This window comes from Roseofilum reptotaenium CS-1145, from assembly GCF_028330985.1.
Lineage (GTDB): Bacteria > Cyanobacteriota > Cyanobacteriia > Cyanobacteriales > Desertifilaceae > Roseofilum > Roseofilum reptotaenium.
In genome coordinates this window covers 1-23,284 of record NZ_JAQMUE010000057.1, presented here as the reverse complement: position 1 = coordinate 23,284, position 23,284 = coordinate 1, and the positions used below count along the sequence as shown (strand labels likewise).

18 protein-coding genes are annotated in these 23,284 nt (G+C 45.4%); 12 read left to right on the top strand and 6 right to left on the bottom strand.

What is annotated here, in order from left to right:
* The first annotated feature begins 5 nt into the window (after positions 1–5).
* Together pbpC and PN466_RS09585 are read left to right on the top strand one after the other, a co-directional pair.
* A complete protein-coding gene (pbpC, locus tag PN466_RS09590) occupies positions 6–2,411 on the top strand; it encodes a penicillin-binding protein 1C (RefSeq protein ID WP_271939080.1) in 2,406 nt (801 codons plus the stop codon).
* A 37-nt stretch (positions 2,412–2,448) separates the two neighbouring features.
* The gene (locus tag PN466_RS09585) at positions 2,449–3,138 is read left to right on the top strand and encodes an SAM-dependent methyltransferase (protein WP_271939078.1); all 690 of its coding nucleotides are present in this window, start codon (positions 2,449–2,451) and stop codon (positions 3,136–3,138) included.
* On the opposite strand, the gene PN466_RS09580 is transcribed toward PN466_RS09585, so the two are convergent.
* Complete coding sequence (locus PN466_RS09580) at positions 3,139–3,420, bottom strand: hypothetical protein (protein ID WP_271939076.1); 282 nt, start codon at positions 3,418–3,420, stop codon at positions 3,139–3,141.
* Positions 3,421–3,558: 138 nt separating this feature from the next.
* Here PN466_RS09580 and PN466_RS09575 point away from each other — a divergent pair, with 138 nt between their 5' ends.
* A complete protein-coding gene (locus PN466_RS09575) occupies positions 3,559–4,803 on the top strand; it encodes a DNA cytosine methyltransferase (RefSeq protein WP_271939074.1) in 1,245 nt (414 codons plus the stop codon).
* A 23-nt stretch (positions 4,804–4,826) separates the two neighbouring features.
* Here the strand turns inward: PN466_RS09575 and PN466_RS09570 are convergent, their stop codons facing one another.
* The 3 genes from PN466_RS09570 to PN466_RS09560 form a co-directional block, all read right to left on the bottom strand.
* Positions 4,827–5,714, bottom strand: coding sequence for an alpha/beta hydrolase (locus tag PN466_RS09570; RefSeq protein WP_271939071.1), 888 nt, complete (start codon positions 5,712–5,714; stop codon positions 4,827–4,829).
* Positions 5,715–5,811: 97 nt separating this feature from the next.
* Positions 5,812–7,269 carry an Asp-tRNA(Asn)/Glu-tRNA(Gln) amidotransferase subunit GatA gene (gatA, locus tag PN466_RS09565; RefSeq protein ID WP_271939070.1) on the bottom strand — a complete coding sequence of 486 codons (1,458 nt, stop codon included), beginning with the start codon at positions 7,267–7,269 and terminating at the stop codon, positions 5,812–5,814.
* Positions 7,270–7,384: 115 nt separating this feature from the next.
* Positions 7,385–8,137 (bottom strand): class I SAM-dependent methyltransferase, encoded by a 753-nt coding sequence (locus PN466_RS09560; protein WP_271939069.1) that lies wholly within the window; start codon positions 8,135–8,137, stop codon positions 7,385–7,387.
* Between the two features lie 183 nt (positions 8,138–8,320).
* Here PN466_RS09560 and PN466_RS09555 point away from each other — a divergent pair, with 183 nt between their 5' ends.
* The 4 genes from PN466_RS09555 to PN466_RS09540 all read left to right on the top strand — a co-directional run bounded on the left by PN466_RS09555 (position 8,321) and on the right by PN466_RS09540 (position 14,986).
* Positions 8,321–10,588, top strand: a complete 2,268-nt coding sequence (locus tag PN466_RS09555) for an FdhF/YdeP family oxidoreductase (protein ID WP_271939066.1) — start codon at positions 8,321–8,323, stop codon at positions 10,586–10,588.
* Positions 10,589–10,675: 87 nt separating this feature from the next.
* Positions 10,676–12,508, top strand: a complete 1,833-nt coding sequence (locus PN466_RS09550; RefSeq protein ID WP_271939065.1) for a WD40 repeat domain-containing serine/threonine-protein kinase — start codon at positions 10,676–10,678, stop codon at positions 12,506–12,508.
* Positions 12,509–12,919: 411 nt separating this feature from the next.
* Positions 12,920–13,630: a precorrin-2 C(20)-methyltransferase gene (locus PN466_RS09545; protein ID WP_271939062.1), complete on the top strand. Its 711-nt coding sequence runs from the start codon at positions 12,920–12,922 to the stop codon at positions 13,628–13,630.
* Positions 13,631–13,714: 84 nt separating this feature from the next.
* Complete coding sequence (locus PN466_RS09540; RefSeq protein ID WP_271939060.1) at positions 13,715–14,986, top strand: energy transducer TonB; 1,272 nt, start codon at positions 13,715–13,717, stop codon at positions 14,984–14,986.
* Here the strand turns inward: PN466_RS09540 and PN466_RS09535 are convergent.
* Both PN466_RS09535 and PN466_RS09530 read right to left on the bottom strand, forming a co-directional pair.
* A complete protein-coding gene (locus PN466_RS09535; protein WP_271939058.1) occupies positions 14,969–16,015 on the bottom strand; it encodes a polyprenyl synthetase family protein in 1,047 nt (348 codons plus the stop codon). The two genes, PN466_RS09540 and PN466_RS09535, sit on opposite strands and share 18 nt — an antisense overlap.
* A complete protein-coding gene (locus PN466_RS09530; RefSeq protein WP_271939056.1) occupies positions 16,015–16,737 on the bottom strand; it encodes a class I SAM-dependent methyltransferase in 723 nt (240 codons plus the stop codon). Before PN466_RS09530 ends, PN466_RS09535 begins: the two co-directional genes overlap by 1 nt.
* A gap of 79 nt (positions 16,738–16,816) precedes the next feature.
* Here PN466_RS09530 and PN466_RS09525 point away from each other — a divergent pair, with 79 nt between their 5' ends.
* From PN466_RS09525 to PN466_RS09505, 5 genes are all read left to right on the top strand, one after another.
* Positions 16,817–18,655, top strand: a complete 1,839-nt coding sequence (locus PN466_RS09525) for a hypothetical protein (RefSeq protein WP_271939054.1) — start codon at positions 16,817–16,819, stop codon at positions 18,653–18,655.
* A 170-nt stretch (positions 18,656–18,825) separates the two neighbouring features.
* The gene (gene hetR / locus PN466_RS09520) at positions 18,826–19,743 is read left to right on the top strand and encodes a heterocyst differentiation master regulator HetR (protein ID WP_271939052.1); all 918 of its coding nucleotides are present in this window, start codon (positions 18,826–18,828) and stop codon (positions 19,741–19,743) included.
* A gap of 182 nt (positions 19,744–19,925) precedes the next feature.
* A complete protein-coding gene (locus PN466_RS09515; RefSeq protein ID WP_271939050.1) occupies positions 19,926–20,717 on the top strand; it encodes a Tic22 family protein in 792 nt (263 codons plus the stop codon).
* An 18-nt stretch (positions 20,718–20,735) separates the two neighbouring features.
* Entirely contained in the window at positions 20,736–21,611 is an 876-nt protein-coding gene (gene prmC / locus PN466_RS09510) for a peptide chain release factor N(5)-glutamine methyltransferase (RefSeq protein ID WP_271939049.1), read from the top strand.
* A 178-nt stretch (positions 21,612–21,789) separates the two neighbouring features.
* Positions 21,790–23,284: hypothetical protein (locus PN466_RS09505; protein ID WP_271939046.1), on the top strand; the 1,495-nt coding region annotated here is incomplete at its 3' end.

Sequence of the window (23,284 nt, the reverse complement as noted above, 5' to 3'; positions counted from 1 at the left end):
CAATTATGCAACACTGGCGTAAATTATGGCATGGAAAATATAAATTTCCCTTCCGCCTGATTCTAGGTGTAATTTTACTTGCCTTAACCCTCCGTTCTGTGCCTTATCTCATCCCTATTCGTGCCCAAGATATTGCTCAAACCGATGGTGCAATAACGTTTGAAGACCGCTATGGACTGCCTTTGGGAACCCTGCTTACCCGCGACCAAGACCATACGATGGTGGTTTCTCTGGATGAGATGTCCCCGTATTTTATTCAAGCGATTATTGCGGCGGAAGATAAGCGCTATTATCAGCATGGTTCGGTGGATGTTATTGCGGTTTCTCGTGCTATTTTAGAAACACTTCAAGCTAGAGAAATAGTGAGCGGAGCCTCGACTATTACGATGCAACTGGCGCGGATGCTCCATCCGACTCCCCGTACTCTCCCCAATAAAGTGGGTGAAATTTGGACATCCTGGCGCTTAAGTGCGGGTATGGATAAGGATACTCTGCTGGCTGCGTATATTAACCGACTGCCCATGGGGAGTAACTTGTATGGGGTGGAAACTGCGGCTCGTACTTATTTTGGTCTTCCGGCTGCGGAGTTGAATTTGGCTCAAGCGACTCTGCTTGCATCTCTACCGAATGACCCTATCGACCTCGACCCCTACTACCATTGGCAAGCGTTGAAAACTCGGCAGCGCTATGTTTTAGAGCGGATGGTGGCGGATAAGATGGTTACGGCTATAGAGGCAGAACGGGCGTATACTGAACAAGTTTATCTGCGATCGCGACAACAGGGAATTCTCGCCGCCCCCCATTTCCTCTTCTGGGTTTCCCAGCAGCTCCCCACCACTGACGGGGGAACCATCCGCACCACCCTAGATAGCGCCCTACAGCAATTCGTCGCCACCCAAGTGCAGCAAGTGGTTGCCGCTCTCGCCCCCAAACAAGTCCACCATGCAGCCGCCCTCGTCATCGATAATCATACTGGAGAAGTCCTTGCCTATGTGGGGTCCCCCAACTACTTTAACGATAGTCTGCAAGGGCAAAATGATGGCGTGCAAGCCTTGCGCCAACCGGGTTCAACCCTGAAACCATTCCTCTACCAATTGGCTCTAGAGCAACAGGTTATCCGCCCCCAAACCATCCTTGCTGACGTGCCCACCACTTATGCCATTCCTGGCGCTAAACTATACAAACCTGTGGATTATAGCGAAACCTTTTTAGGGCCGGTGCGAGTGCGTTTAGCCCTGGCTAACTCCCTGAATGTGCCTGCCGTGCGCGTATTGGAACAAGTGGGGGTTCCAGTGTTCCTCAAACATTTACAGAAACTGGGATTTACCCATCTGAGCCAAGATCCAGAATACTATGGATTAGGGTTAACCTTGGGCAGTGGAGAGGTGAGTTTATGGGAGTTGGCAGCCGCCTATCTGAGAGTGGCGCATCAAGGTAAAGCCGTGCCTTTAGTTACCTATTTTGGCGAAGAAACAGAACAGCTAGAGGGCACGCCAGAACCGACCTCTTGGGAACTGGTGAGGGATATGTTGGGCGATCGCCATGCCCGTGCCACGGCTTTTGGGGTAGACTCTGTATTAAACTTGCCCTTTCCTGCGGCCGTCAAAACCGGAACATCTTCCGATTATCGCGATACCTGGACCGTCGGCTTTAGCACAGATTATACCGTCGCCACCTGGGTAGGAAACTTCGATGGAACTGCTATGCAGCAAGTCTCTGGAGTCATGGGGGCAGCTCCCCTCTGGCATCGGATTATGCAACAGTTACACGAAACTAGAGAACCGGCATATTTTTCACCTCCATCGAGTTTAATTCAGCACCCCATTTGTGCAGTTACCGGACAAATTGTTCAGGAGAATTTATCTCAATTGGAACCGGATGTAGGGGCGGGTTTATTTACATCGTCGTCTATCAACCCAATGGCTGGTGAACCCGCCCCTACGGAATCTTTGTCTACAACATCTGACTCTAATTTTAATTGTCCTTCTGCAATTGTTTTAGAATACCTGTATCCGCAAGATATCGAAATATCCAATTCTCAAAACCAGCCCGCAGAACTGCCTCCAGAATATAATGAATGGCTCTCCCAACAGCCCCAAAATCAATGGCAAGGACAACTCAGAATTGTCTTTCCAGAAAATGATGATTATTTCTTGCTTGCGCCCCAAGCCAAGCAAGACAATCGACTAGAATTTAAATTAGCGGGTAAACTAGAAGAACCGGTAGAATGGTGGTTAAATGGTGAAAGAATAGCCACAAGCCAATTGAATTCCTTATTTTGGAATATGAAACTGGGCAGTTGGGAACTCGAAGTTAAAACAGTAGGAGGAGAAGAGCGCGATCGCATTATTTTTCAAGTCCAAGAAGCACCGCACAAATCAACCCGTCGCGGCTTCTCCATAGCCGATTAACTTTTTGTAGTAAAAACATAACATAGAGGAGATATCTATGGCCATGCAATTAGATCGAGTCGTTCCCTTTGGGCGGTCACTTGATGAATATACGAAACTTTTCAACTTAACAGAATCTGACTTACAAAAAAAGATACTCAGCGTTGCAGATGGGCCAGCTAGTTTCAATGCAGAAGGGACTGCTAAAGGATATCAGATCCAATCTATCGATCCCCTCTATTGCTTTAGCGCCAAAGAGATTCAAGATCAATTTTATGCAGTCGTTGATGATGTTATTGACCAAGTTAAGCGCAGTGCCAAGGATTGGATTTGGAGTTATCATCAATCGCCCCAAGACTTAAGGCAAAATCGAGAAAGAGCCTTGCAATTATTTAGTCAAGATTATGAACAGGGAAAAGCCGAAGGTCGCTATGAAATCGGCGAACTGCCACACTTAAGGTATGCCGATCTCGAATATGAGTTGGGTTTATGTTCCCACTTCTTATTTTTGTATTCTGACCACTTTAATCAAGAGCTTCATCTCCAATCTATCCAGGAACTCTTAAGAGTTTGCACAGAAGTCCGAATTTTCCCGTTACTTACGTTGAATTTAGAGCGATCGCCCTATCTTCCACTTGTTCTAGACACCTTAGACTATCAAGGCTATAATTGTCAAATTCAGACCGTTGAATACCAATTACAGCGTGGCGGTAATCAAATGCTCAAAATCACTCGAAAATCCAAATAATCAAGAATCCATCCCTGGAAAAGAATCGACAAGCTTGATTTTGATATCCGGAAAGCTGTTGACATATTGAATTTTGAAATCTGGAAAATGCTCAACTGGCTCCCATTTTCCACAGGCATCAGGAAAATGCTCGACCCACTTGACCTTTAAATCTGGGAATGACTCAACCACTTGCACCTGAATATCTGGGAAATGTTCCACCACTTTCACCTTTCCATAAAGCTGGATACCCTTAAAACTACAATTGTCGGGATGAATTCCATCATCGGTTCTTCCTGGCATGGCTGCTAAAATGATAGCCAGAAAAAGACTCAGACTGAAAATTACTATTCGTGGGAGCGATCGCTGCATTATTTTACCTCTTTCGACTGCATCCAATTATGCTATACTATAGCGTTATCTCATCAGTATTTCAAAACGGTGTCTAGACCGATCGCTGTAGATTTATTTGCCGGTGCAGGAGGAATGACCCTAGGTTTTGAGCAAGCGGGGTTTGATATTTTGGCATCCGTAGAAATAGACCCCATTCACTGCGGAGTTCATGAATATAATTTTCCCCATTGGACAATTCTTTGTGCTAACATCTCCCAGATTACAGCAGCAGAAATTCGGGAACAATCAGCTATTGGCAAGAAACCCATTGATGTTGTTTTTGGCGGGCCTCCTTGTCAAGGATTTTCCGTGATTGGCAAACGTGCTCTAGACGATCCTCGCAACGGATTGGTTTACCATTTTATCCGTCTAGTTGCCGATCTGCAACCTAAATTTTTTGTCATGGAAAATGTTAAAGGCATGGCGATCGGACCCCATCGTTTATTTATTGAAGAAATTATCGAAAAGTTTGCCTACCATGATTATCAAGTCCAGAATAGAGTCTTAAATGCTCGTGATTATGGCGTGCCTCAAAACCGAGAACGACTCTTTTTACTCGGATGTCGTCAAGATTTATCCCCTCCCCAGTTTCCCCTACCCTTAACCCAATTCACCTTAACTCAGACGAGCAATAACGCTCCTTATTTTGATTCTCATCCGACCGTTAAAGATGCCATTGGAGGACTGCCTAAACTCTACCGATATCCGGAGTTAGAAACCAGGGATTGGGTGAAAGCTGCTTTTAGAAACTATAGTCAGTATGGTAAACTCTTACATGGGATGTTAAGGTTAGTCGATGATTATTCTTATACGCGAAAGTACGATAAAACCCTGCTAACCTCTAGCTTAAAAACTCATCATACTCCCAAATCCATCCAGCGATTTAAGGCAACAAAACCGGGAAAAATTGAACCGATTAGTCGTTTTTTGAGATTAGATCCCAAGGGACTTTGTAATACATTAAGAGCCGGTACACCTAGCGATCGCGGCGGCTATACGTCTCCCCGCCCCATCCATCCCTTTGAGCCTCGATGTATTACGGTTCGCGAAGCTGCCAGACTCCATTCTTACCCTGACTGGTTTCGATTTCATCGCACCAAATGGCACGGATTTCGACAAGTGGGGAATTCAGTCCCCCCTTTTTTAGCTAAAGCAGTCGCAGCAGAAATTTGCAAAGTTTTAGGCTATTCTCCCGTTCGTCCGCGCAAAACGATTCAACTCGATCGCACCCATTTATTAGAATGGGATAGTACTAAAGCAGCTCGTTCTATCCAATCTAGGAAAAGTCCATAGCCTAGAGAGGGCTTTGCGTTGTATTATTTTGGCGGATTGAGATAATGGCTGGGAATGGGAAAAACGGGCAGGTTTACAAATTCACGGACGGTTTTGAAGTATTCTTCTCCAGCTAAAGGGGCAACGGTGGTATGATCGCCAGGGGGAAAAAGCCAGAGTTCTTTGGGTTCAGGAGCCGCAGCAAAAAGTTCTTCGCTCATAAAGAAAGGAACAGCGCTATCTTGTTGTCCATGAATGAAGAGGGTGGGCATTTTTAATTGAGGAACTTTTGCCCGGGAATTAAATTGATTTTGCAATAAAAGATCGATGGGTAAGATGTTTAGTAAAGGATAGCGATAATCCCCCATTCGTCGCAGGGAAGTAAACGATCCTTCAATGATCAGATGGGAAATTTCCGGGTGTTTGGTAGCTAATTCGATCGCGATCGCGCCTCCTAGAGAATGACCATACACTACAATCTGTTCTGGTGCTATCCCCCGCTCGTTCACCAAGTATTTCCAGATGGTATCCGTATCTTCATAAACCTGTTTCTCCGTGGGAAATTCGCCCTTGGATTGACCATATCCGCGATAATCAAAGAGGAATACGGAAAAGCCGAGATGGTAAAATCGGCCAGAGTGATAGACGTTTGTACCGATGTTATCAGAGTTACCGTGGAGATAGAGCAGCAGGCGATCGCTTCTTTCATTGGGAATCCACCATCCATGTAACTTAACTCCTGGTTCTACGGACTCCACCCAAACCTCTTCATAGTCTAAACCGATATCGGCTGGGGTGCGAGTAATTTCTTCCACGGGAAAAAAAATTAACCGAGTTTGGGTCGCCCAAAAATACCAACACAGCCCTCCATAGGCGATCGCCAAACCGGCCAAAAAAATCCATAATTCTTGATGAAATAAAACCCTCAACATAATTTCTAGGGGGAATAACAACAAACGAAGAGCAACCCCGTGGCTATCCGTTCTCTTAATTCTAAAGAAAAAGAACCCAACCCCGGAGTTGTCTTGATTACAGAGAGGGTTGCTTTAAGTGCCAGCTTGTGGTTTGTTCGTAGGTGTGGGCAACTTGCAATAATAAATCTTCGCGCAATACATCAGAGATTAATTGTAGTCCAATCGGTAGTCCTTGTCGATCGAATCCGCAGGGAATGCTCAACCCAGGCAAACCAGCTAAATTAACGGGAATGGTCATTAAATCTGAGAGATACATGCTAATGGGATCTTTCGTTTTTTCACCCGCCTTAAATGCGGTAGTCGGAGCAGTGGGAGAAACCAATAAATCAACAGCCGCAAACGCTTTTTGAAAGTCTTTTTTAATCAACGTGCGTACCTTCTGGGCTTTGAGATAGTAGGCATCATAATATCCCGCAGATAGGGCATAGGTTCCAATCATAATCCGCCGTTTCACTTCTTGACCGAATCCTTGGGCGCGGGTTTTTTCATACATGGAGAGTAGGTTATCCCCCTCTTCGGCACGAAATCCGTATTTTACTCCATCATAGCGGGCTAGGTTCGCCGATGCTTCAGAGGGGGCGATAATATAATAGGCTGGTAAACCATAGCGGAAGTTAGGACAAGAAATGGTTTGAATTTCTGCCCCTAAATCTTGTAGATGACTAATGGCTTTTTTCACCGCTTCATCGACTTCTGGATCTAATCCTGTGCCAAAGGTTTCGGTGATAATCCCAATTCTGAGCCGCCCTTTCGATCTGAGATTGGGTCTGAGTAAATGGCTGTAGGAGGGAATTTTGACATTGAGGCTGGTGGAGTCTTTGGGATCGTAACCGGCGATCGCCTCTAAGACAATAGCCGCATCTTCAACTGTACGTCCAAAGGGCCCAATTTGATCCAACGATGAGGCATAAGCAACCAAACCATATCGGGACACTAACCCATACGTCGGTTTTAAGCCGACAATGCCGCAAAACGAAGCTGGAAGCCGAATCGACCCCCCAGTGTCCGAGCCGAGGGATACAGGGCATTCTGAGCCAGCGACAGCCGCCGCAGAACCTCCGGATGATCCTCCCGGAACGCGGGTTATATCCCAGGGGTTAGCGGTGAGTTGATAGGCGGAGTTTTCCGTGGAGCTACCCATGGCAAACTCATCCAGATTAGTTTTACCGACGATAACCGCTCCTGCGTCTTTGAGCTTTTGAGTCACCGTAGATTCGTAGGGGGGGACAAAGTTCTGGAGAATCTTGGAGGCACAAGTCGTGGGCACTCCAGGGGTACACATATTATCTTTAACAGCGATCGGAATACCCGTCAACGGCCCGATCTCGTCTCCGGCTGCTATTTTCTCATCAACAGCCTTGGCTTGGGTTAGAGCTTGTTCTCCCATCACCGCCAAAAAACTATGAAGCTTCGGTTCTAGGGTTTCAATGCGATCGAGTGCCTCTTGGGCCAATTCTACTGCCGATCGCTCTTTCGTCACAAGCTGTTGGTGCAACTCGCGGATGGATGCCATGCTTCTACCTTCTGTGTTTCCGATTTAGTGTCTTCAATCCTACCAAGATAGGGGGATGAGGGGATAGGGGGATGGGGGAATGGGGATGTGGAGATGGGGAGTTTTAAAATCATTTTTAATTTTTAATTGCTTCGATTCGTAGGCGGCGATAATCGGCAAACCAACTGTTCTGTTGATACAGATGGGTTTGCAAAGTGGTTTCAATGCTGTTTAAGAGTTCTTCTCGCTCATTGAGGGGAACGGGGGAGAGTAAGTGAGAGGCAAACATTGCGATCCAATTCCGTAAACCGTCCTCGCCCTCTAATACTGTTGGGCGATTGAACAGTTGGGCAAATCTCACTTCTAAACCATTATTTTCGAGCAGGGATGCATATTCAGAAATAGTAGGAAAATACCAATTTTTTTGGGGTGCAGAATAACCTTGAGCAGCTAAGGTTTCTTCAACAGCAGTAACAATCGCTTGCACATTCCCTTTCCCGCCAAATTCTGCCACAAACCGTCCACCCGGTTTCAGGGCATTTTGGATGCCTTGAACTACGGCTTGTGCATTCGTCATCCAATGGAGTGCGGCATTGGAAAAAATAGCATCAAAAACGTGAGTTTCGGATAACTGTTCCCCATTCTCTAACTTAAACTCAATTTGGGGATAATTCGCCTGAGCTTGGGCAATCATAGACCCAGAATTATCGCAGCCGATAACCGTGGCTCCAGACTCGGCAATTTTAGCGGTTAAATGACCCGTTCCACAACCGAGGTCGAGGATAAGTTCTCCAGGTTTGGGGGCAAGTTGGGTAACTAAGTCTGTTGCCAGTTGAGAAACATAGTAATGTTTGCTCTCGTAAAGTTCGCTATTCCAAGTTTGGGTCATAGTGACAGCTAGTCTAGCTTAGGTTGGCAATCGGCCAAGGATAAAGCCTCTTCATCCAGATAGCTGGTTGAGTTGGCATACCATCAGTTCCTTGCTGGAATCTTCACGTTACCACGGCTATTCCCTATTATTCCCTAACGCAAAGCGCTATAATATCGAATCGATAAAATTCAGGCTATTCCCATGACTGCTTCTGATTCTACCCCTCAAGCTGGTGGGGGTCTACCCGTGATTCAATATTGGGCAGAACAAACCGTTTCACCTCAAGGGGTGAAGCTTTGGCAAACATTGAATCATAAGAGTGCTTGTTTGTCCTGTGCGTGGGGAACAGGGGGACATAAGGGTGGATTTGTGAATGAAGCGGGGGAGTATTTGCAACGCTGCGCTAAGAGTGTAGAGGCGATCGCCGCTGAATTGCAACCCCCCATCTCTCTCAATTTCTGGGAACGCTATAGTATAGACGAGTTACAGCGTCTGAGTTCTCAAGAGTGCGATCGCCTAGGACGATTAAGTTATCCCCTATTGTTAGAAGCAGGAACCTCTCACTACCGGCGCATTTCTTGGTCAGAAGTCTATCAGATTGCCGAACAAGCGTTTCATCAACCTGGGGAGCGCATCGCCAGTTACAGTTCTGGGCGATCGTCGAATGAAGCAGCTTATCTCCTACAATTGATGATGCGGGCGAGTGGCTCCCATAACCTAGCCGATTGTTCGGATTTGTGCCATTCTGCCTCTGGAGTAGGCTTAAAACAGGTGTTTGGTTCGGGAACTTCCATGGTGAGTTTGGAGAGCCTGAAACACTCAGACTGTGTGGTTTTAGTCGGTTCAAACGCCCCAGCCAACCATCCCCGGTTAATGAATGAACTGATTAAAATTCGCGATCGCGGTGGTAAAGTCATTATTATTAATCCTCAATTGGAAGTTGGTCTAGTTAAGTTTGCTTCCCCTGCCTTTCCCATTAAATCCTTACTCAAGGGTGGCTCAGACATTTCCACCATATATTTACAGCCCATTCCCGGCAGCGATACGGCTCTATTTCTGGGCATTCAAAAAGCACTGATTGAGCAAAATCTTGTCAAGCGCGAATATTGTCAATTTTATACGGAAGGCTGGCAAGAAATCATCGATTACTCAGGCAACTTAAACTGGATTGACATTACCACAACTTGTGGATTATCGCAAGAAGAAATAGAAGAAGCCGCCTACGCGATCGGCACGTCCAATACCGTTATTTTTGCCTGGGCAATGGGCATTACCCAACAAATAAATGGGGTAGATAATGTACGCTGTATTGCCCATACCGCCTTACTCACTGGAAACGCGGGTAAACTCGGTGCAGGAACCATGCCCATTCGCGGTCATTCCAATGTGCAAGGAGTCGGTTCTATGGGCGTAACCGTGCGTTTGCGAGCAGAAATAAAACAAGCTCTTTCCCAACTTTTAGGCAAAGACTTAGGCGACACCCACGGTTATGACACCCGTGCCTTAATCGATGCCGCCGAATCTGGAAAAATTGACACCCTGTTTTGTTTAGGCGGCAACCTGTATGGAGCCAATCCCGACTTAAACCAAGCCCAAAATGCCCTATCCCAAATCGACACCATTTTTTATGTAGCTACCAAACCCAACTTAGGACATTTTCACGGACTAGCCCAACACCACACCTTACTTTTACCCGTCTTCAATCGCTTTGAAAATCCCCATAAAACCACCACCGAATCCGGGAATAACTTTGTGCGCCTGAATGAAGCCGGAAAAAGCCATTTAACCCCTGAAAACTCGGATTTAGTCTCTGAAGTTGAGTTGATCGCTGAAATTGCCCACCGTCGCCATGGAGAAACCCCAGTCAACTGGCGCAAACTCCAGGATACCCAATATATCCGGGCATTAATTGCACAAACGATTCCTGGATATCAGAAAATCAGAGAAATCGATCAAACCGAAGCTGAATTTACCATTGAAGGACGCATCTTTACCGAACCCAAATTCGCCACAGATTCGGGCAAAGCCAAGATGAAGATTACGCCCCTTCCCCAGTTATCAATTCCAGAGATCAGTGCGTTTAACCTCCCCAAAGAGAGCCAAGGAATTGTCTTGATTTTAGGCAGTGGACGCAGCTATACCCAACATAATACGGTAGTCTACCGCACTGCCGATAAATATCGAGGAATGCCCCATCGCTATTGTATTTTAATGAATCCTAGAGATGTCAAAAAAGCAGGATTTACAGAACATCAAAGAGTGAGTGTGAAGGGCGATGCAGGCGACTTAGAGAATATTGAAATTATCTGCGGCGCAATTCGTGAGGGTGCGGCATTTATGTTTTATCCAGAAGCGAATGTTTTGTTTAAGGCTAAGATCGATCCCCAAAGCGGGACACCAGCCTATAAGCGAGTTCCGATTTGTGTGTACAGTTGTAAAGGGGCAATGTTGGAATCGAGGGATATTTGATCGCGTTCATCCTGGGGGAAATGCTCCAATGGGAACAATCGGCGATCGCATCGTATTAATTGTTAATTGTTAATTATTAATTACCCCATGTCTTACTGTTTGAACCCCCATTGCAGATTCCCCCAAAATCCCCAGGGCGCGAAGTACTGTCAAACCTGTGGGCAAAGCCTGATCCTCAAGCAACACTATCAAGCGATTAAAAAAATTGGTCAGGGGGGATTTGGATGCACGTTTCTGGCTCTCGATAGAAGTCAAGAAACTACGCGCCGTTGTGCCATCAAACAATTAATCTTTGCTAGCCAAAATCCCGATCAGATCAGTAAAGCAACCGACTTATTTGAACAAGAAGCCAAACGGCTCTATCAACTGGGCAATCATCCCCAAATCCCAAAATTTTATAATTATTTCTACGAAGGCGATCGCTACTATTTAGTCCAAGAATATCGACCCGGAGAAAATCTAGAGGTCATTTTAGAGCAAACGGGAAAATGGACAGAGCCTCAAATTCGGGACTTACTAAAAAAACTTTTACCCGTTCTCAATTATATCCATGACCGGCAAGTCATTCACCGGGATATTAAACCCGCCAATATTATTCAAGGTTTAAATGGCGAATATAGTTTAGTCGATTTTGGTTCCGCTAAATATGTGACGGAAACCGCCCTTTTCAACACTGGAACCACCATCGGTTCTCCCGAATATGTGGCTCCCGAACAAATTCGAGGTAAAGCTATTTATGCCAGCGATCTCTACAGTTTAGGAGTCACTTGTTTATACCTTTTAACTCAGGTGTCTCCCTTCCTTCTTTTTGATAACTCAGAAGCGGTTTGGGTGTGGCGCGAATACTTAGGAGATACTCAAATCAGTGATAAACTGGGAGCCATTTTAGATCGGTTCATTCAGCTTGGAACGAAACACCGATATCGCTGTGCTAGGGACGCTTATCATGCCCTCAAACCGGAAAAAAAACTGCCACCACCTCCCCCCCCACGCCCACAAATTTTCCTGCCTTCAGAGGCAAAAACCTGGCACTGTGTGCAAACCTTAGAGGGGCATCGAGGTTCAGTTTCTGCCTTGGCGATCAGTCCCGATGGGCAATTGTTAGCCAGTGGTAGTTTTGACTGTTCGATCAAAATTTGGAATCTAGAAACAGGGGGCTTAGAAGAAACTTTAAACTTTCATACTCAACCGGTTTTAACCTTGGCGTTTAGTCCTGTAGAACATCAATTGGCTAGTGGCAGTATTAATGATGCGATTAAGATTTGGGACTTTGGTACGGGAACGGTGTATTGTACTCCCCTAGAGCATTATCAGAGTGCGGTAACTCTCTCTTTAGCGTATCATCCCCAGGGAAAGGCGATCGCCAGTGGCGGAGATGATCGCCGATTGCAAACTTGGTTTATTGAAAGCGATCGCCATCAGTCCATCCTTCATCCCCGTGGGATCAATACTGTTGCCTTTAGTCCAGAGGGTGAATACATTGCGTCTGGAAGTAGTGGTAATCAAATCTATTTGTGGCGTGTAGACACTGGAGAACTTATCACCCAACTTAATGGACATCAAGGAGATATTAATGCGATCGCCTTTAGTCGAGATTCCCAATACTTAGCTAGTGGTAGTAGCGATCTAACCGTAAAACTTTGGCGTTTATCTCAACCGAGTCAAAACCTTTCATCCCAGCATACCTTTTTACCCTCTCCTGACTGGGTAAGAGCAGTTACCTTTAGCTCAGACAATCAACAACTCATTGCCGGAAGTGCTGATGGTAGCTTAATGATCTGGGATTTAAATACCTTGAAAATCAGACAGACTTTGAGGGAACATCTCAAGGACATTAACGCGATCGCCATTAGTCCGCGGCGATCGCTCATGGCTACTGCAAGTCGCGATACCACCATCAAGATTTGGATCGGGGACTAACTGAGAATAATGATATCTTAATTCAATACATAACTGACTCGCTTGTTCTGTCAGCTCCTTATGTCGCTCTGGATCTGTGGTTCGCTTAATATCATCAAGCAAATACAAAATCTCACTGAGCCTACGATAGGTTAACTGTCTTTCTTCCAGGAGCATTGCCGGATGAATACACATAAGTCATAAAATCAACACTTTCCTTGTATAGTATTGCTGAAAAAAGATCAACTGACCTCATCTTATCGGGTGAACTAAGTGGATGATTTTCTCGATCTTTGCCCCTGAGTGATTACTCCGCCATCCGTATAGTCCCTTCGTGTCATCAGCAATCAGCAATAGGACATCACTCCATCGCTGGGTTACAATCAAATAACCAATAGACACCTTAACATTTGTTTATATTTCTCTAGATTTGTGCAACTCGGAACTCTTTACGGCATTGGGATCGGTACAGGCGATCCAGAATTAATTACCCTCAAAGGATTGCGGCAATTACAAAATGCTCCTGTTGTTGCCTTTCCCTCCGGACTCAACAACCAACCCGGTGTAGCTGAAACCATTATCCAACCCTGGCTCAAGCCCCAACAAATCCAACTCTCCCTCACCTTTCCCTATCTACAAGATGAAACCCTTTTGTACCAAGCTTGGACAGATGCAGCTCAACAAGTTTGGTCTTACCTTCAACAAGGACACGATATTGCCTTTGCTTGCGAAGGCGATATTAGTTTTTATAGTACCTTCAACTATCTTGCCCAAACCCTAACCAAACAACATCCCCAAGCCTCCATAGAAGTGATTCCTGGTATCGCCTCACCCATGGCAGCCGCAGCCGTTCTTGGACTCCCTCTCACTATTCGGGATCAACGGTTGACCATTTTACCGGCACTCTACCATATCGATCGCCTAGAACAAGCCTTAAACTCTTCAGAAGTCGTTGTCTTAATGAAAGTCAGTTCCGTTTATGGACAAGTATGGCAATTTCTCAAAGAGCGTAATCTACTCAAACAAGCCTATATTGTCGAACGAGCCACCCAACCCAATCAAAAAATCTATACTAATCTAGAACAATTCCCCCAACTCCCCCTCTCCTACTTCTCCCTACTGATTATCATGGGGAGTAATTAATCGGCAGTAGAGGGAAACGCCGAAACGGAAACATGAGAATTCCCTATTCCCCATTCCCCATTCCCTATTCCCCATTCCCTTCCCATGACTTACTCTCCCCTCTTTCCCCAACAACGGCAACCGGTTCTCCAACCCTTTTGGATTGCCACGATCGCCTCCGTTGCCTTTCATGGGCTATTGTGGATTAACATCCCCACCAGAAGTGGCAACTCGCGCACTTCTCTGAATACAGTTGACTTAGTCGAACTGACTCCCGAACAATTAGAACGTCTGCCCAATCTCAACAGCCCTTCCCAACTAACTCTACCTCCCATTAATCCTGAAGCATGGCAACCCCAACAACCCATTGCCAATGCTCCTGGCAATAGTTCAGTTAATAGCTCCAGTGCTGGAAATCCCTCTTCCTTTGTCTTACCTCCCCCCCGTGCATCTCTGGAGCTACCTCCGCCCCCCGTTTTGCAACTCCCTCCCATTTCTTCTAATTCTCCTTATCGAGAGCCTTTAGTCATACCCACCTTACCCCCACCGCCCCCTGCTAATCCGCCCGTTTACGATGATGCAAATCCCTTGCCTATACTGCCTCCAAGCGATCTTGATTTAGAGATTAATCGGTTAGCTGATAATCCAGAAGAGGACATTGAAACGCCGCTTCCCCCCGAACCTCTAGAACCGATAGGAGAAGAACCGCCTGAAGAAACAGAACCGGGTGTATTACCCAGTAGAATACCAGAAGCGGCGATCGCCGATTTGCGTCGCCGACAAGAAAAATATCGCCAACAAGAAACTGAATCAGAGGATACCCCAGAACCTCAATCTTCTCCAGTGGCTACACTTCCTCCAGAAGACGAAATCCCCGAACCAGAGGCAATTCCAGAACCTCAATCTTCTCCAGTGGCTGCACTTCCTCCAGAAGACGAAATCCCCGAATCAGAGGCAACTCCAGAACCTGACGATCCCCTGTTAGCAGAAATCCAAGCCTTGCGGGAGGCGATCGTCTATGATCCAGAAGGAACCAGTCAAGAAGAAGCCACTGCTACCCTAGAATCCTGGATTAGCAACCTTCCCAACCGGTATAAAAATAACAGCAATAGTTCCCTGTGGCAGCAACAAGAAATTGAAGTCCCCCTACCCGTTCTCGCCTGTCGCAACCAACTGCAAGGACGAGCCACCATCGGTGTTGTCGTTGATCCAGAAGGGGAAATTGTACAAGAAGCCCAGCTCATTCAAAGTACAGGATATGGCATTTTGAATGAAGCTGCATTAGAAGCCGTACGAGCCAAAGTTTTTGAGCTAACCGATGATCCTCAACTGTACCTACTCAAAATCACGTTTGAACCTCTAGACACTTGTGGTTAATGTCGCCCCATGATCCACTTGGAACAACTCAAGATTTTTCCTGAGCTGTGAGAGGAATTTGTTCGACGTAATTCTCACCAGGATTGAAGCGATCATATCTCGATGAACTGTTTTTTCTTTAGTGTAAAGCATTTTTTTGCATCGCTTATGTTCCTGTTTCAGGTAAGCTAAACAATCAGCATACACTCCCTTATTCACCAGTAGACATAAAATTTCGCGGTATTCATTTTCCTCAATCCCTTTATATCTTAATTCTTCCAGTCGATTACATTCTTGATCATTGGATCTTTGAGTCATCAAATAGACCGCTAGTGTCAACTTTCCATTAATAAAATCAGAAAATTGATCTTGATAGGGTTTTTCCAATTTTGAGAGGCGCTGTACAGGAAGAGCAAAATCACCAAAATCATTGGCTGCCTGAGTGGCAGACCCATAAATAGCTCCCATTTCATAGAGTAAATTATCGGGTTCTCCTGCAACGATCGATCCGGCTAAAAAACAACTGCCATAGAATACACCAGAGAGCAATCTACATCGTTTCTGATAGGCATCTAGAAATTCATTATACTCTGGATATTCTCCTATTCTAGATACTTTTAGTTCCTGAATATCCATCCTCTGACCCAAATAAATTTGGTGGTTGATTTTGCTCAACAGTGGTATGAGCGCTGTCATACCGTAATCCTCTAGAATCTGTTGGGCAATCTCTCTGAGTTGAAAGCCAGCAATCACCAAGTTTCGTTTACTCTCACTCGTTTCATAACCATGCTTCTCATCAAGAAACCAATTGATAACATAAGTTGAACAGTTGAGAATCTCAAAACTAGCACAAACAGGAGTAAGTTCTTTCCAGTTTTTCCCACCATTAATCTCATAACCCGTTCGGATTTGTAGATCCCGTAACCGTGGATGACCATACCGCTTCATTGGAAGTTGTTTCACTTCCTCATTCAAATGGTCTGTATAATGCTTAATGATCGCATCAGTCTCCTGAGAGATCTCAGTCATCATTTCAAAATACTTACTCATTAACAACTCCTTTTTTCATAGACGTGGTATTCACTTTCATGATTGGATATAGAGATAAGTCCTACCGCTTCCAGCATCTTTTCCACAGATTCTAAGTCCACTAATCGCATTTTTACTTGCTGTTGTCCAACAAGCTCCTTTTGATGATAGCAATGATAGTCTAAGATCAGATATTGCTCATCATCAACCCTTTTTTGGGTGATCTTTCTCTCGAATACAATATTATCATCCAGTTGTTCCTGCTTGGTATGATTGGAATTGGATGAAATAATAATTAAACGTCCTCCATCACATAAGTGTGCTGCAACCCGTTCAAAACTTCGCTCAAGGGTAGCCAAATCCAAAATGTGGCTTGCCAGCAAAACATGATCGCCATCATTGACCAATGCCCAGGCTCCACCACGGGAATAGGCAATATCAAAGAGCTTGTCAACAGATAAATTACTGATATCTTCACAATAAAGCTCAACTTGACTCCCTAAACATTCTTCTGCTTGTTCAAGTAGTGAGGCACTTGTATCTACTCCAACTATCCGCAGGTTAGGTCGCAAATGAAGGATTTGCTCGACCAGCAAGCCGGTTCCAATTCCCACATCTAAGATGGTTTGCCCATCACCGAAAAGGTCAATGAGATCGGTGGCAATTGCTTGATAATCTCGATTCCGCTGAACAAAGGCATTATAGAAATCAGACATGCCTTGATATAGGTCAGTTACCGTCATAAAATTTTTAGCTATTCTTGAAGGATTGACTCACAGATTTAGTAAACCATTTAAATATCTATCCCTCAACCTCTGATTGATGAAATCTCTAAAGCTCTCCACCCTCATCCTCGTCTTCCTTAGCTTATTAACAGGAACTCATCCTACTCCCTCTGTTGAGCGCCAATCATCCGTTGCTTTCTCTCAAACTTCCACGTTTGAAGACAGAAGTTTAGCCCTGCGACAGCAGATTGCGTCCCAAGATTTAGAAGACCTAGAAATTTGGTGGCAAAAGCGGGATATAGGCGATCCCCATAAATACCTTCTGCCGGTCATCCTTGCCCGTCTGTCGCTTCCTACAGAGTATAATGCTGAAACGACTGGGCAAGCCCTCCAACGGCTTAATGAAACAAAAACTGACCTCTATCACTTCCGCAGTATTTTTGACATTCGTATCTGGTTTGAGTTTGGCGCAAATTTACCGCCAGCTTTAGAAGCAGACTATCGCAGCCAACTGGAAGCCAAGCGGGTAGAACAATGGAATGAGTCGGGAACCGAGAACCATATGTTTATGCAGCGAGTGTCCGGTTTAGCCTTGATGGATGGTAGCGGTTGGCCCGTGGCTTATCCAGCAACTGAGGCAACCAATGAAGCGTGGTTGCGATCGGAAATTAATAAGTTTCTCACCATTGGCCAAGGGGAATTTCACTCGTCTATCTATTATGGCTATTCGATCGCCGGATTACTCAATCTCTACGATTTTGCCCAAACCCCAGAACGCAAAGCCTTAGCGAAAGCTGCCCTAGACTGGTTGGCCACCAATATGGCTCTACGGTTAAGTTGGGGAACCGCAGGCGGCGCAGAAAGTCGCGGATTTGACCGAGGAACCTGGGATGAGAGTGGACTGGCCACCGTTGCCTGGCTTTGGTGGGGAGATGGGCCAGAAACTTCTCAAAGAATGCGCTCTAGTGCTTCGAGAGTAGGACTTCCGGCTGCCTTGAGTACCTATCGTCCTCCTGAACATTTAAAGGACATTGCCCAGAAAAATATTACTCTTCCCTTTGAACTGCAAGCTAGCCATCCAGTTTATTATTCCTATCACCAAGATAATCAATTTTGGGAAACCTTCTATATCACCCCAGATTACAGTCTGGGCACACTTATTAATCCTGGGCGTTCATACCAAGTCAAAGGTACAATCAATGCCCAGTATGCTACCTATAAATTAGTGGTTCGAGACCCCCAAGGCGAAAACAATGCGGTCATTTCCTTAGCCGGAACTTATCATACTCCCATGGCAACGGGTAGCTCTCCGGGCGATCAATATTTACAACAGCAAGGAACCGTTCTCTACCAATTGCGCCTGTCTTCCAAAGATCTCGCGGCTGGAGTGCCTCCCTTGTCCCATCTCGTTTTACCCTCCCGCTATGGCCAACCCCAACGGTATCAAGACTGGTATATTTGGCAAATCGAAAACACTTGGCTCTGCGCTCGTCCGTGGGGAGAACGGATTGAATGGCGCTCTTCAGTCTCAGAAAAAGGTAGAGAAGCAGACTATCAAGTGCTGGCGGCCCATGGCCCGAATACGGCTTGGATTACGGAAATCGTCTCGACTGGCGATTATTCCAACTTCAGCCAACTGACGCAAGCTCTGAGCCAAACGCAACCCCAGTTCAACCCAACTCGTTTAAGCTACCACAGTTTACCCAAACCCAGTGAAAAGTCTTCAGACTCTACCCAATTATCCCTCGCCTATATCCCCAAAAGTGGTAAAGGATTAGGAAGAATTAATGGTAAAGTCAAAACTCTAGATAACTGGCCAGTCCTAGATTCCCCATTGATCCAACAACCGCTTAATCAAGGACGTTTAGAGTATAGTGGAGGCGATCGCCTCTGGCAACTACACAGTACACCCACTGGACCCGAATGGCGACCTTAAAGCAGGGACGCGAAGAAATGACTATTGCCTATTGCCTATTGCCTAATTCCCATTCCCTATTCCTGACAATCATAGGTTAGGATATAAGGTACTTAAGCTTATCCTGAACTGAGGTAAGCGCCCTGTGTTTGCCCTTCAACTTGTTAACCTTGCCGGATTTCATAAGTGATATGACTAATGAAAATGATCTGATCAAACGTCTTAGCCCCAGTGCAATGGATCAGATCCTGTTATATCTAGCCTTTATTGCCATGAGAAATAGTGGCCATCGCCATGGGGCTTTCTTAGACGCTGCCGCTACTGCTGCTAAATGTGCGATTTATACGACTTACATGGAGCAGGGGCAAAACTTGCGGATGACGGGGCATCTGCACCACATCGAACCCAAACGAGTTAAAGTCATTGTTGAAGAAGTTCGGCAAGCGCTCACAGAAGGAAAACTGCTGAAAATGTTGGGGTCTACTGAACCCCGCTATCTGATTCAATTTCCCTATGTCTGGATGGAAAAATATCATTGGCAACCGGGAAAATCTCGCGTTTTGGGAAATAATTTAGTCTCGGAAGAAAAACAAGATATTGAATCTAAACTGCCCCCCCATCTACCCGATGCCCAAGTGATTCCCTCATTCCAGTTTATGGATTTGATTGAATATTTGCATACGCGATCGCAACAAGACTCCAATCTTCCTACTGACCGGCAACTTCCCCTCAGCGAAGCTCTTGCTGAACATATTAAACGTCGTCTGATCTACTCCGGGACAGTCACTCGCATTGATGTCCCCTGGGGAATGCCCTACTACGCTCTCACTCGCTCCACCTATACCCCGGTCGATCAGGAAGAGAGAAAATATGTCTTAGTTGAAGATACAGCCCGCTATTTTCAACTGATGCAAGAATGGGCAGAAAGCCCCTCAGAACAGAACCCCCCTGTCATGCGTATCCTGGAAGAAATGGATATCCCCCCAGAACGCTATGAACAAGCCATGGAAGAACTTGACGAAGTTATTCGTGCGTGGGCAGACCGCTACCATGAAGATGGGGGCAAGCCCATGGTTCTTCAAATGGTGTTTGGCCCCTTGGAAGGGTAGGAAGACAGGGGAACAAGGAGACACTCCGGACACGGGGATACCGAGCTGTATTGGTTTTGGAACTCAAAGGCAATTGCCCAAGTCAGGAGAATAGCGTCTAACAACTGGCACAGAATTGCGATTCCACCTAAAATTTAGGTAGGAATTGTTATGTAAATCGATAAATGTTGAGGTAAAGAAGATTGATTAAGTCGTTAGTTCAATGGGGAAGTCGCGTGAGTTTAATGGGGACTCTACTATTGAGTCCTGTCGTTGGTCTGAGCTTGATTCCCTCAGCCGCTATTGCGATTCCGGAAGCACAAATAGAACGAAAATTACAGGGTATTCCAGTTTATGCAATTAGTGATGAAGAAGGGGTCTTACTGACGGTTTCTGTTCCTCGCGATCAAGAAAAACCGGATGAGGGTCGGATTTCTTTAACTCGTGTTTTTATTAGTCAAACGGATGCTCAAAGTTTTTTAGCTCAGGTACGCGAAAGTAATCCTGATATTCCTCAAGGCATGAGTGCGCGGGCAATTCCGTTGAGCGAGGTATATAAGTTACATCAAGAATATAAGGATTCGGAAGAACCGTTAGTGTTTCAGTTTCAGCCTAAAGATGAACAGGTCAATCAAGCTCGCACTGTGTTGCAGCAACAAGGAGACCCGGAGTTAGCAAATGCGTTTCAGGGTGTTCCTCTCTTTATGGCTAAAGCAGGGGAAGATCAGGGGTATTTGACGATTCAAAATGGCGATCGCCAAGCGGTTTTGGCCTTTTTTGACCATGGAGACTTAGAGCAAGCTCTGGAAGAGTATAAAAAGCAGAATAGTGATGCAAATTCCCAAATTGTGGTTCAAGTGACCACTTTAGAGCGGTTGATGGATTTGTTGATTACTGAAGACGATCCGTTTTTGCAAAAAGTGGAGTTGATTCCGACACCAGAATCTCGTAGTTTTCTCCAGGAAGAGATAGAACGCCGGCAGTCGGGAAATTAATAAGGTACACCCTGATTTATGGTTTCGGGATTAGAGTTGGCAGCCTGGCGAAAGCAGGCACAAGAAGCGGCGATCGCAGCGAATATCCCCCCGTCTGAGGTGGATGGACTGCTGCGATCGCTCTCTAGTCTCGATACCCTCAGTTTACGTCTAGAGTCCTTTAAGTCTCATGCCGATATTCCCTTCTCTCGTCCCTGGTTAGACATTCAGCAACTCTGGAAAGAGCGAATTGACACTAGAGTTCCCCTCCAGTATTTGATTGGCGAATTAACTTGGCGAGATTTGGAGCTGCACGTGGCTCCTGGGGTGTTAATTCCCCGTCCAGAAACCGAGCTGTTCATTGATTTAGTCCTGGCTTCTCATGTGGGGCAAATGGATGGAGATTGGGCAGATTTAGGCACGGGAAGCGGAGCGATCGCGATCGGTTTAGCCCAAGCTTTACCTCAAATTACCGTTCATGCAGTTGATCGAAGCCCAGAAGCGTTGGCGATCGCCCGCGTCAACGCTGCCCAATATCCCTTTAACGCTCAAATCCAGTTTTATCAAGGCTGCTGGTTTACTCCCCTTCATCCTCTTAAAGGCCAATTGGTGGGCATGGTTTCCAACCCCCCCTATATTCCAACAGGCTTAATTAACCAATTACAACCCGAAGTTGCCGATCATGAACCCCATCTTGCCCTTGATGGCGGATCGGACGGCTTAGACTGTATCCGCACCCTGATTAGTGCGGCTCCCGACTATTTATGCTCTGGAGGGTTATGGATCGTCGAAATGATGGCAGGACAAGCCGAACCAGTAGAGCAATTACTGGTTGAGAATGGTAATTATCGTCAAATTGAGATCCATAAAGACTTAGCTGGGATTGAACGCTTCGCCTTAGCTTCTCGGCGATAGTGATACCCTAATAACATAGGGGTGAACACCCGTTCACCCCTAGATTAATCTTTATTTCATGCGGATGGCGAGACTCGAACTCGCAAGTTATTTCTTGTCCGCTCCCTAGAAAGCAAGTGAAGTCTATACCTAGCCTACCTTGTAGACCTTTAAAAGAAAATAGGTAGAAAATAGGTAGATGTCTGAATACTTTAAGCAGACGTGGAATTTAGTTAATGAGTATTTTTACTCCAACCAAATTGACCCGTCTAAGTTAGTAGACCATGAGCTGGTGAGGGCTTACCTCAAAGCTTGTCAGAAGTCAACCCCAAAGGGTGTCTCTATCAGCAGAAAAGGCAATCGGTTATATCTCCGATTCAAAACGCCTAACAACTCCGCTACTACTGATAACTCTTGTAATGAGTCATTTACCCGTGATGGCTGCATCAATGCTCTGGCAAAAGCTTTGGCGGTTTTTGACAAGCTCAAAGAAACTGACTCAGAGTCAGAATACTGGGAATGGTACGAATCAGAAATCAAGGGCATTCAGATTCTTATTGATGACTGCCTAACTATCGGTCAAGCTGTTGAAATAGTAAGGAAGAATTACCTTTCGGGTTACGATAAATGTGGCAGGGATAGGAGTAGCGAGAAACTCAAGACCAATACTCTAGCTGGATACTATGATGCCTATGGTCAATATCATTCTAAGCTCAATCCCAATCTCAAGCTTAATGGAGACAATTTTATTGCTGAAATCAAGAGAATCTGGGGTCAACTTTTTACTGTTTCTGGAACTCAGACTATTTGTTCTAGAGGATTCAAGAACGCTTACACTTCTTGCTGTAAGCTTTTTAGAGACACTAAACATGACAAGGGTCTTAAGAATGTGCAATCCTATTTCGGAACAATCAAAGTGATTCAGAAAAACAAGGAACAGACTGTTGACCTTGAGACTTTTTTAGATTTTAGAAGTAGAGTACTGGGGCTTAGTGGTTATAAGCTAACCAAAACTCAATATCGACACATTGAGTCACGCAAATCATGGATGAAAGCTATTTGTTTTAACCTAATTTACGGCTTCCGTGCTTCCGAGTTTAAAGCTATCCTTAATCTTGACGAAACAATAAAAAGAGGGGATAGAGTTTTCTTAGCACTCCATGACCCAACTAATGATGAAAATATTGTAGTTATTGACGATGGCTTTTGGGTGACTGACACCAGTGGTAAACGGCACTATATTACAGTGAAAACTGGTAACCGTATTGCCCGTCCAATGATTCATCCCGATTATCCAAATCTGATTGAATTACTAGGAATAAAAGACTCAGGAGTCAAGATGCCTGAATGCATTCCTGAAGCAAATAGTCACCCTGATACGATGAAAGATATATACCACAATCGAATGAGGCAAAAGTTATCAAGATTTGCCTCGCAAGTAGGAGGTCAAGGCTTCACCCAAACCCACGCTTTACGTCACCTGGCTAATTACCATGGCAAACTTGCCGGATTAACTCGCGAACAACGTGCTTTGTCACTGGGACATTCCCAAACCATGAATGACAAATACGACAAACATCAAACTACCAGGAATCAGGTGAACCTTCTGATGGCTGACATCTCTGAGAAATCAGAAATCCAAAGGCTAAAAGATGAGCTTTCCCAAGCTCAGGAGACCATTAAATCCCTAGAGG